1 protein-coding gene is annotated in these 1,530 nt (G+C 64.8%); it reads left to right on the top strand.

The features are described 5' to 3' along the window. Window positions 1–77 precede the first annotated feature (77 nt). On the top strand, window positions 78–1,454 hold the full coding sequence (locus DDE10_RS23085) for a transposase (protein WP_114955162.1): 1,377 nt from the start codon (window positions 78–80) through the stop codon (window positions 1,452–1,454). The last annotated feature ends 76 nt before the right edge of the window (window positions 1,455–1,530 follow it).

Consider the following 1,530-nt stretch of genomic DNA (forward strand, 5'->3'; position numbering starts at 1 on the left):
GATAGTGTTGAAAATCTCCTCTTGCTGCGGTGACTCGGCTCTGATTCAATCCTGCTGAGCAAGGCGGGAGGCGAGCCATGATGGGCGAGCGGACGGTGATGCAGGAGCCTCTGTTCTACGAGTTCAGCCTGGAGCGCCACGTTCCTGCGGACCACCTGCTGCGACGGATCGACCGCTTCGTCGATCTTACCAGCATCCGTGAGCATCTGCGGCCCTTCTATAGCGACACGGGCCGGCCCTCGATCGATCCCGAGCTGATGATCCGGATGCTGCTGATCGGATACTGTCTCGGCATCCGTTCCGAGCGGCGCCTGTGCGACGAGGTCCACCTCAATCTTGCTTACCGCTGGTTCTGCCGCCTCGGTCTCGACGGCGCGGTGCCGGATCACTCGACCTTCTCGAAAAACCGGCACGGCCGCTTCCGTGACAGCGATCTGCTGCGCCGGCTGTTCGAGACGACGGTCGAGCGCTGCCTGGTCGAGGGCCTCGTCGGCGGTGAGGGTTTTGCCGTCGACGCCAGCTTGATCAAGGCGGACGCCAATCGACAGCGCTCCGTCCCCGGCAACGAGGGTCTGCCCGCGGAGGCGGTCAGCCACGCCGTGCGCGAGTATCTGACGGTGCTCGACGATGCTGCCTTCGGCGCCTCCACACCGGTCGTGCCCAAGTTCATCTCGGTCGCCGATCCGGCGTCGCGGTGGACCGGCGCCAACGGCGGGCTCGCCTTCTTCGCCTATTCAACCAACTACCTGATCGACCTTAAGCACGCAGTGATCATGGACGTCGAGGCGACCACCTCGATCCGTCAAGCCGAGGTTACGGCGCAGCGGCGGATGATCGAGCGCACGCAGGAGCGCTTCGGGGTCTGGCCGCAGCGGCTCGCCGCGGACTCCGCTTACGGCTCGGCCGACAACCTCGCCTGGCTGGTCCACGAGCGCGGCATCGAGCCGCACATCCCAGTCTTCGACAAGTCGGGACGAGAGAACGGCACCTTCGAGCGCAGCGACTTTCGCTACAACCACAAGCGGGATGTCTACATCTGCCCAGGTGGTAAGGAGCTGCGGCAATATTGGCAGGAAGGACGTGCCGCGAAGGCCCGGCCGCCGATCGACGGCCTGTACCGCTATCGCGCCCGCAAACTTGAATGCGACAGCTGCTCACTGCGGGCGCAGTGCCGACCCGGCGAACAAGGCCGGAAGGTGCTTCGCTCAATCCACGAAGGCGCTCGCGATCTGGCCCGCGAGCTGTCCGGCACCGATGCCTATGTCACCTCACGGCGCGAGAGGAAGAAGGTCGAGATGCTGTTCGCGCACCTCAAGCGCATCCTGAAGATGGACCGGTTGCGTCTCAGAGGCCCGAACGGAGCAAAGGACGAGTTCCTCCTCGCCGCAACCGCCCAGAACCTCCGCAAGCTCGCCATGCTGCTCCCGGCTGGGGTGCCGGCGACGGCGGGGTAAAACCGCCCAGCCGCGCTCATGCTCAGTCTGCGCGACGTCCGCTTCTGTCAGTAGCGGACGCTTTTTCAACGCTATC

Origin of the sequence: Sphingosinicella terrae, assembly GCF_003347635.1 — a bacterium.
Taxonomy (GTDB): domain Bacteria; phylum Pseudomonadota; class Alphaproteobacteria; order Sphingomonadales; family Sphingomonadaceae; genus Allosphingosinicella; species Allosphingosinicella terrae.

Coding starts and splice junctions, on each gene's coding strand:
- DDE10_RS23085 (WP_114955162.1), top strand. CDS start 78: ATGATGGGCGAGCGGACGGTGATGCAGGAGCCTCTGTTCTACGAGTTC.